This is a genomic window from Pseudomonas sp. PS02288, from assembly GCF_029959715.1.
GTDB classification, from domain to species: domain Bacteria; phylum Pseudomonadota; class Gammaproteobacteria; order Pseudomonadales; family Pseudomonadaceae; genus Pseudomonas_O; species Pseudomonas_O kuykendallii.
In genome coordinates, this window is the sequence record NZ_JASCPA010000102.1 from 1 (window position 1) to 7,934 (window position 7,934).

The 7,934-nt window shown below is 63.3% G+C and carries 12 protein-coding genes; 8 read left to right on the top strand and 4 right to left on the bottom strand.

Annotation, left to right across the window (positions count from 1 at the left end; genetic code table 11):
- Positions 1 to 122: 122 nt before the first annotated feature.
- The 3 genes from QMX85_RS22820 to QMX85_RS22830 form a co-directional block, all read right to left on the bottom strand.
- Positions 123 to 959, bottom strand: coding sequence for a macro domain-containing protein (locus QMX85_RS22820; protein WP_282344756.1), 837 nt, complete (start codon positions 957 to 959; stop codon positions 123 to 125).
- 32 nt (positions 960 to 991) lie between these two features.
- Entirely contained in the window at positions 992 to 1,555 is a 564-nt protein-coding gene (locus QMX85_RS22825) for a hypothetical protein (protein WP_282344758.1), read from the bottom strand.
- 303 nt (positions 1,556 to 1,858) lie between these two features.
- The gene (locus QMX85_RS22830) at positions 1,859 to 2,152 is read right to left on the bottom strand and encodes a helix-turn-helix transcriptional regulator (RefSeq protein ID WP_282344760.1); all 294 of its coding nucleotides are present in this window, start codon (positions 2,150 to 2,152) and stop codon (positions 1,859 to 1,861) included.
- Positions 2,153 to 2,471: 319 nt separating this feature from the next.
- Between QMX85_RS22830 and QMX85_RS22835 the strand changes: the two genes are divergently transcribed.
- From QMX85_RS22835 to QMX85_RS22850, 4 genes are all read left to right on the top strand, one after another.
- The gene (locus QMX85_RS22835) at positions 2,472 to 2,819 is read left to right on the top strand and encodes a DUF2958 domain-containing protein (RefSeq protein ID WP_282344762.1); all 348 of its coding nucleotides are present in this window, start codon (positions 2,472 to 2,474) and stop codon (positions 2,817 to 2,819) included.
- Positions 2,820 to 3,186: 367 nt separating this feature from the next.
- Entirely contained in the window at positions 3,187 to 3,957 is a 771-nt protein-coding gene (locus tag QMX85_RS22840; RefSeq protein ID WP_282344763.1) for a DUF2285 domain-containing protein, read from the top strand.
- Between the two features lie 119 nt (positions 3,958 to 4,076).
- Positions 4,077 to 4,358: a helix-turn-helix domain-containing protein gene (locus QMX85_RS22845; RefSeq protein ID WP_282344765.1), complete on the top strand. Its 282-nt coding sequence runs from the start codon at positions 4,077 to 4,079 to the stop codon at positions 4,356 to 4,358.
- 26 nt (positions 4,359 to 4,384) lie between these two features.
- Positions 4,385 to 5,230: a replication initiator protein A gene (locus tag QMX85_RS22850; RefSeq protein WP_282344767.1), complete on the top strand. Its 846-nt coding sequence runs from the start codon at positions 4,385 to 4,387 to the stop codon at positions 5,228 to 5,230.
- A gap of 162 nt (positions 5,231 to 5,392) precedes the next feature.
- On the opposite strand, the gene QMX85_RS22855 is transcribed toward QMX85_RS22850, so the two are convergent.
- Positions 5,393 to 5,533: a hypothetical protein gene (locus QMX85_RS22855; protein ID WP_282344769.1), complete on the bottom strand. Its 141-nt coding sequence runs from the start codon at positions 5,531 to 5,533 to the stop codon at positions 5,393 to 5,395.
- On the opposite strand from QMX85_RS22855, the gene parA reads away from it, so the two are divergent.
- From parA to QMX85_RS22875, 4 genes are read left to right on the top strand one after another with little or no spacing between them, the layout of a single operon-like run.
- Complete coding sequence (gene parA / locus QMX85_RS22860; RefSeq protein ID WP_282344771.1) at positions 5,532 to 6,170, top strand: ParA family partition ATPase; 639 nt, start codon at positions 5,532 to 5,534, stop codon at positions 6,168 to 6,170. The two genes, QMX85_RS22855 and parA, sit on opposite strands and share 2 nt — an antisense overlap.
- Positions 6,167 to 6,436, top strand: coding sequence for a chromosome partitioning protein ParB (locus QMX85_RS22865; protein ID WP_203320856.1), 270 nt, complete (start codon positions 6,167 to 6,169; stop codon positions 6,434 to 6,436). Before parA ends, QMX85_RS22865 begins: the two co-directional genes overlap by 4 nt.
- On the top strand, positions 6,433 to 6,990 hold the full coding sequence (locus QMX85_RS22870) for a DUF2840 domain-containing protein (protein ID WP_282344774.1): 558 nt from the start codon (positions 6,433 to 6,435) through the stop codon (positions 6,988 to 6,990). Before QMX85_RS22865 ends, QMX85_RS22870 begins: the two co-directional genes overlap by 4 nt.
- Positions 6,987 to 7,574, top strand: coding sequence for a S26 family signal peptidase (locus tag QMX85_RS22875; protein WP_282344776.1), 588 nt, complete (start codon positions 6,987 to 6,989; stop codon positions 7,572 to 7,574). The genes QMX85_RS22870 and QMX85_RS22875 overlap by 4 nt, the downstream gene beginning before the upstream one ends.
- The last annotated feature ends 360 nt before the right edge of the window (positions 7,575 to 7,934 follow it).

The following is a 7,934-nucleotide window of genomic DNA, read 5'->3' on the forward strand; positions in this document are numbered from 1 at the left end:
CCACCCGCGGGCGGGCCGCCCGCCCGGCACCGGCCCCCCCCCGGTTGGGGGGGGGCACGGTGCTGCCACTTGCCAAGAAGCGGCCCGGCCCTATGCCAGGCCGCTTCTGCATGCTTTACAAATCACACGCCATTTCTTGCGGATTTGATATCGAGAAGGTTGATCTGATCAATCTTGTCCTTGTGGATGATGATAGTCAGCTTCGCGGGATACTTGAATCGCATTTCGCTGATCCTGAATGTCCACAACATTATTTTCAGAAGATCCTCATCCGCAATGTTTTTATGCCCTCTAATGCGCGTAATTCCTGAGCCAAAGATCGTGGTGGATACGCTCTGTTGAGCATATACATTGTTCACTCTGTCCCAGAAATTAATAAGGAACTCCAAATACTCAGGCATCGTCAGCAACGCCTTGTTGTTCTCATCGAATTTGGAGAACGCGGTCAGGAGATAGTCTTTGTAGATGCAGATCGTCCCGATTTGATACCGCTGCCGCTTCCCTTGCTTACGGCCGTCGTTGCTCTCCAGGACTTCATTGGCGTCAAAAGCATAGTCCTCAATATGGTGATCCAGTTCAGCAACCGACACATCAAGATGCTTGTTGATGAAAATTCCGTTGAGCGAACCTTCGCCGATGACCTTGTTGTCGACTTGTGTATCGAAATACTCATTGAAAGCGATTGCCTTCAGTCCTGGCTGTTGAAAGATGTCTCCCACTTTGACCGAAACTCGACTCCCCTCGACATCAATGTCGATGCTGTTCAAATTATTCGACCAAGCCCAGATCGCCAGATACGTCAAGGCAAGTAGGCCAAGAAAGATCCACCCGCCAATCAACTTTAAGTCGCTTGGAATATCAACAAAAAGAACAACCGCTGACAGCGTCCCGCTGATCACGGACGTTATTTCAAGGAATTTCTTGATTACTCGCTTATCAAATAAGCTAACTTTTGCCATATATGAGGTCGCCTGATCAGGATGTCGAATTCTTACGGCTTGAACCAGTAAAAGTCAGACTTCCCCTTGCTACCAATCATGAAGTCGCTTTCTTGTAGAGCTGATTTGATAAGGTCTTTGCTCATGGGCACGTGGAGCGTAGGCACCTTGCTCATCGAATCCCGGAAGACAGGAAGATTGCCCCAGAGGTTCTTCACCGCTTGCTTCAATGACCCATTGGCCAGCAGACTCTCTTTCGTACCGTATTCTGGATAAATGGCAATAACCGGAAGTCCTTGGTCATTGATTCCGTAGTCGATTTCTTCCCGAAGCGCGCGAGAATTGGTAGTGACCGCACTCAGAATGAGAACGATATTTTTTGAGCTGCGAAGCCGCTCCCTGAGTCTAGGCTTCAAGGTCAAATCCCAGTTGCTTCCATCGCGAACGCTGTACGTTTTTTCATGCGAATCAACGAAGGGGAATGTTGCATCGGCACCTTTCCACATCCGCAGAGTGTTGTAGTACTGAAAATCCTTCGTTGCATTGGCACCCAGCGCGCTAGAGTTGAATGGCTCTGCGACATAAAAGGCCGTGTAGTTTCCATTTCTATATGCCATAACTCTTCTCAATCTTCGTTGGAAAAGATGGGCGAGGCTTCATGCGCTTACCCCTTGTGGCAGTGTGAACAAGGAACGGGCGTCGGGACGCCTTTGATTCAGCTGTCACAAAGCTGTATCAGCTTACATCAAGCGTGAGGAATTCCGGACTGGCGAACGTCCGAATTCGCGTTGCTACTCGCGTGTGTTGGCGAGGCAGGCACCTCTGGGGCTTTTCCCGAGCCCCGTGCCGACAAGCAATCAAGGCTGTAACGTTTGCCCCTAAGCTCCCATCGCGTTGTAGCGAGGAGAGCATCCACAGCGCTACTGTGCGTCGCGCTCCTTCAACACCGCCTCCAACTCCTGCCGCACCTGCGCCAGAAGCTGATCGGTCTTGCGCGCGCTGTCGCCGGCATAGGCCAGCGTCAGCAGCGTGAGCGGATGCACGTCCATGACCTCGCACAGCTCGGTCAGCTTGTGCATGGTTGGGCTTTTCAAGTCGCGCTCCAGCGAACTCATATAGGTGCGGCTGGACACGTCGGAGAACGCTTCCTGGCTCAAGCCGCGCGCTTTCCTGACCGTCCGTATGGCCGTCGCCAATGAGTGTTTCGCTGCCACCAACTTGGTTTCCCCGTAAAAACCAAGATGACAGCCCATTGCACCCAATAGGGCTACAATCTAAAGTGTTCATTCATGGCTGAAAGGCCCGCTTTCGTGCTTTTACGGAAATCCGCAGATGCGGATTCCGACAGAACCGGGGAATCGCATCCGTGTCTTTCCGGCTTTCTACAATTCCGCTTGTGCGCTTCCGTTCTTCTACGGATGCGATGGATTGCGTATCGGTGCTTGCGCATGAATGCACGGATACGGTTCGGCGGTTCTGCGCCTCGGCACAAAAGCGCATCCGCGCATCCTCGGTTTCGTGGGGATTCCGACCATGACCCTGCCGCTTGTCACCGCCGACGAACGCGCCCGGTTGCTGGCCCACGGCGCGGCACACGCGTCCGGGCACCTCGACCCGCTGCCCGTGGTACGGCTGTTCACACCGGACGCGCACGCGACTTGGCTGCTGGTGTCGCTCGATCCTGCGGATGGCGACACGGCCTATGGCCTGATCGACCTCGGCATCGGGATGCCGGCGCTCGGGACGGTCAAGCTGTCCGACCTGGCCGGCATCGTCGGCCCACGCAAGCTGCCGGTGCGGCGGGATCGGTATTTCCAGGCGGCACGCCCGCTGTCGGAGTATGTCCGGCTGGCCCAGGAGAACGGCTCGATCACGGACTGACCGAACCCTGCGCGGCCTGCCGAGAGAGGCCGGCGCAGCCCGTCCAGCCGGGGCGCACTGTGACTATTTCGGTCTTAGTCGAGACCGAGCGGATCTGATTCCGCACTTTTGCACCGAAGCGGTGCGACTGTGCTGGAAACGGTCACGATCTTTGGCGCGGGCTAATGCACGGTGGCCGATGCTGCGCACCATTGTCCGGCGGCGCAGCCGTCGCATTCAGACGATTTCGGTAGTGCACCGGAGCGAATCGGTCTTGACACCAAGTTGCAGCCTCTCCCGATCTTGAAGGCAGTTCGATGTTGAAGCGGTAGCTCCCGCAAGCCGAAATCCATCGCGACGTTCCTGCTGATCGACAGGAGGTTGCGTCATGGCTGATTCGAGCGCCGCACACTGGTATCCGACCGCCGCGTATCTCTACACGCTGCATCTCGATGGCCCCGCTCTGGCCTGGGAGTACCTGCGCCGAAATCCCGACTACCGGCGCGACTGGCTGCGCCGTCGCCGCAGGCCGGACGCGTCGCAGGCTTGGGGCCTGCGACTGCTGGAAGACCCGGCCCTGGATGCGCGCGACACGCATCCGGCCTGGTTCCCCGACCACGATGCCGTGGTGCAGCTTTACCCCGATGCCGATCCGCCACCCGATGCCTATGCCTTCGAGTTCTGGCGCGTCCCCGGCCGCAAGCAACTGATCCACGACGGCAAGCGCCTGGTGCTGGTGTCGCACTGGCCGGGCTGCTGCCTGCGGCTCGCCCTCGGGCCGGGCCTGGAAGACGGCATGGCCTACCTCTACGCCACCCGCGCCTGCGCCACGCCTTGCGCGCGCTATCGCACGCTTGCGGCCGAGCTGGACGCCCTGGCCGTGGCGACGGCTGTCACGCCTGCGGCGGCGGCCCGCTCGCGGCCCATGCCCGCCGCGCTGCTGGAGCTGCACACGCTCCAGGCGCTCGACGCGACCCTGGCAGGCGCGTCCTTGCGCGAGGTGGCCGAAGGGCTGTTCGGCGCGGGTGCCGTCGCGGCCGACTGGCACAAGGACAGCGCCTTGCGTGCCCGCGTGCGGCGGCTGGTGCGCCGTGGCGACGCGCTGATGCGTGGCGGCTACCGCCGCCTGGCACAGCTTCCGCCGTTCCCGTTGCACTAGCAGAGATAGGGGGACGTTTCGCGTCCCTTGAAGAACGTCCCTTAGCAGGAAGCCTTGCTTTCTTGAAAGTGCCTCTATCCGACCGCGTGGTGTGGCCGGGCTTGATGGAGGTAAATCCCATGCGACCTGCTCCCTTGCGGCCTGCCGCCGCTGCTGTCACTGCGCCCGCGCAGCCCCAACGCTACCTCACCAACGATGAGGCCGCCGAGTACCTGCGCCTTTCTCCGCGCACGCTGGAGAAGCAGCGCGTGATTGGTGGTGGCCCGAAGTTCCGCAAGTTCGGCCGGCGCGTCATGTACGCCGTGAGCGACCTCGATGCCTGGGCCGATGCGCGTAGCTACGAGGCCACGTCCGATCCCGAATACGCCGAGAACCATTCGGCCGACAGCCGTGCGCGCTGATCGGCGCATCGCCGGTGGCCATCGCTATGTCCAGCCCGCCAGGGCAAGCCTTGCCGCAGCGCGAACAGCTCGACCTGTTCCGTGCGCTGCCGGGGGACATGGCGCCGCGCGACAGCCAGGACTTGATGGCCTTTCCGTTCTTCTCGCTCGCCAAGTCGCGGCGCACCGCGCCGATCGACTTCCGCGCGGGCGGCATCACCATCCGGGTGGAGGGCACGGCCGAGCATGGCATCGCCACCATCTGGGATGCCGACGTATTGATTTGGGCGGCCTCGCAGATCGTGGAGGCGCGCGACGCGGGCATTCGCCCGTCGCGCTGGATACGCGCCACACCCTACGAAATCCTGCGCTTCATAGGACGAGGAACATCCCTCAACGACTACCTGCGCCTGAAAGCCGCACTGGATCGCCTGCAATCGACCAGCGTAGCCACGTCGATCCGCGAAACGACGGGAAGGCGCTTGCATCGCTTCTCGTGGATCAACGAGTGGAAGGAACTGACCGACGCCAGCGGCGTGCCGCTGGGCCTCGAATTGATCCTGCCGGACTGGTTCTATGCCGGCGTGGTGGACTCCGCCCTGGTGCTGACCATCGACCCCGCGTACTTCCGTCTCAAAGGCGGCATCGAACGCTGGCTGTACCGCCCGGTGCGCAAGCACGGCGGCAAGCAGCCGGACGGTTGGCAGTTCGACTTCCGGCACCTGCACCGCAAGTCCGGCAGCGCGGCGCGCTTCTCAGACTTCGCCTACGACCTGCGCGTCCTGGTGGCGCGGCAGTCGCTGCCCGGCTACGTCCTCGGCATCGAGGCGATGCCGGACGAAGGATTGGAACTGCTGACCTTCCGGCCCGTGCTGCATACGGCACGGGGATAACTACGGTAAAGCCTGTGGACGGCCTCGTGCTATCAGGAGTACCGGGTATCGTGCTATCGGGAGTACGCCTATCGTGCTATCAGGAGTACGAAAACGCCAGAAAGCCAATAACGGCGAGGGTTTGCGTCCCCTCTAACTTACCTAACTATAAATCTCTAACTTTTAGTAGAAGCGCGCCGATTCGGTGGACAACTGCCGAAAGGCAAAAAGCACCGCAGTCCCGAAGGCAAAAACAGCCCCAAAACCAACCCCGTTCGGCAAGGCAGAACCAGACTGGCTTTCCAGCTTGGAGGGTCGCGCCATGATCGTCGCCTTGCTCAACCAGAAAGGCGGCGTCGGCAAGACCACGCTCGCCACGCACATCGCGGGCGAACTGGCGATGCGTGGGCAGTCGGTCATCCTGCTGGATGCCGACCCGCAAGGGTCATCGCTGGACTGGACGCAACGCAGAAGCCAGCAAGGCTTGCCACGGCTGTTCAGCGCCGTGGGCCTGGCCCGCGAAACGCTGCACCAGGAAGCGCCAGAACTCGCCCGCCGCGCAGATCACGTCATCATCGACGGGCCGCCGCGCATCGCCGCCTTGGCGCGCTCCGCGCTGCTGGCGGCCGAGCGTGTGCTGATCCCGGTACAGCCCAGCCCCTACGACCTGTGGGCCAGCGCCGAGATGGTGGCACTGATCCGCGAGGCGCAGGTGTTCCGGCCTGCGCTGCGCGCGGCCTTCGTCATCAACCGGCGCGTCAGCACCACGGTGATCGGTCGGGAGGCGCGGCAGTCGCTGGCCGAACAACCGCTGCCAGCGCTGCGCGCCGAAGTGCGCCAGCGCATCGTCTTCGCCGACAGCGTGGCCGCCGGTCGGCTCGCACGCGAGACGGCGCCCGACAGCGCCGCTGCACGCGAGATCACAGCACTGGTGGACGAGCTGCTGCGGTGGCCGACATGACCGCGAAGCCACCACGCAGCAAGCGCGTCGGCATCGGTGCGCGGCCGCCCGCGAATCCGCACGCCGAGGCGTGGATTCGCCAGGGCGACGCCGATGCGCTCAACAAGGGCGACCTCTACACCGCACGCCTGACGCTCGATGTGACGCCCGCTATGCGGGCGCGCATCAAGGTGTCGGCCTTCACGCGAGGCGTGACGGTGGCCGAACTGCTGCGCGCTTTGCTGGAGCGGGAGTTTCCCGAGCACCGCACGGAGAACACGCCATGAACGTATCCAATGCACCCGCCACGAACGCGGCCACGGCCGCTGCATCGCCTCCGGCTGCGCCGTCGCTCGCGGTACTCGCCGGCCAGGCCGGCAACGTGCTGATGACGCACGTTTCGCTGGCCTACATCGAACCGCGCTTCAAGCTCTACCTGCGCTTCGGCGAACCGGCGCGCACGCTCCAGCTCGGCCGATGGCGGCGCTGCGCGGTGTTCCTGCCGGGCGCGATGTTCTGCCGCGTGCGCTGGCAGGCCAACGACTACGGCACGATCCGCTGGCAGTTGATGGTGATGCAAGCTGCCACGCCGCTGGATGCCTTGCAGCGCATCCCCGGCGTGCGGCCCGGCGCGCGCCTGCTGCTGCACGCCGAAGGCGACGCCCGCGTGCGCGCCGTCCTGGAATGTATCGACGGCATCGAGGCGCTGGGGATCGCCCCGTCTGCCGTCTCGCCCGCGTACTGGCGCACGCTGGGCAACCGTCTCGCGGCGCGCCTGCCGCTGCCCGAATACACCGCCGAGCGGCACGCCGCCTGGCTCGCCGGGAAGGTGCTGCCATGACAACCGTTTCCACTTCGTCCGCCTCGCCGCGTCCTCGCTCGCGCCTGCGCGCTCGCATCGTGCTCGCGGGCCTGACCGCCTGCGGCCTCGCTGCGCTGGCCTGGGCGGCGTTCGTGTCGCCGCTGCCGCGCCTGACATACAACCCATCCGACAGCGTGGCGGTCGGCTGGTATCGCATCGAACCGTTCGAGCCGCGCACCGCCTCGCTGCCACGTCCGTTGTCCGTGGACAGCATCGTGCTGGTGCCGCTGCCAGCCGAGGCCGCCGCATTGGCTGCGCAGCGCGGCTACCTGCCGACGCGCATTCCGCTGCTCAAACGTGTGGGCGCAATCGCACCGCAACACGTTTGCATCGGCGCTGGTCAGGTACGCATCGACGGCGTGCCTTCGGCCGCCGTGCTGCCTGCCGACCGGCTGGGCCGGCCGCTGCCATCCTGGCCGCAATGCCGCCGCCTTGCGCCTGGCGAACTGTTCCTGTTGAGCGTGACCAATCCGGCGTCGTTCGATAGCCGCTACTTCGGCCCGGTCAGCGCATCCGCCGTGATCGGCGTTGCGCATCCCGTTTGGCTGGAGGCACGCCGATGACGGCCGCCGATTCGCTGCACGCTGCCGTGCATCTCATCGTGCCATCGGGCGTGTCGTTCTGCTGTTCGTCGCCGTGTCATCGCGCGTGCAGTGCGGGTGCATTCGCACCGCACTTCGCGCTGCCTTCCCATGTGCAGGCGTCTTGCCTCGAACGCGCCCGGCCTGCAGCCCCCAGCGCGTTCTCCGGCGGGCTGGTTGCAAGCATCACAGCGCCACCGGACCGCCGACGCCCGAGGGCAAAGGCGGAAGGCAAGACAAAAGGACGCGGCACGGGGCCGCGTCGAAAGCCTGTCTGCACATGGGGGTGGCGGGGGGCGCGGGGGGGGTGGCGCCGGGGCGCGCCCGGGCGCCCGCCCGCCC